Below are 255 nucleotides of genomic sequence, written 5' to 3' on the forward strand. Positions count from 1 at the left end.
CCACACCTCATCCCCGCACTTTTCAACGTGCGTGGGTTCGGACCTCCAGTGAGTGTTACCTCACCTTCATCCTGGACATGGGTAGATCACCTGGTTTCGGGTCTACGACCTCATACTCAAACGCCCTGTTCAGACTCGCTTTCGCTGCGGCTCCGCCTTATCAGCTTAACCTTGCATGAAATCGTAACTCGCCGGTTCATTCTACAAAAGGCACGCTATCACCCGTTAAAGGGCTCTAACTACTTGTAGGCACAC

General features: G+C 52.5%; 1 rRNA gene. It reads right to left on the reverse strand.

The window, feature by feature from the left end:
* A 23S ribosomal RNA gene (locus tag M3221_RS25935) occupies positions 1 to 255 on the reverse strand; the annotation flags it as partial.

The sequence above is a fragment of the Domibacillus indicus genome, from assembly GCF_023715895.1.
In the GTDB taxonomy this organism is placed as follows: Bacteria; Bacillota; Bacilli; order Bacillales; family Domibacillaceae; genus Domibacillus; species Domibacillus indicus_A.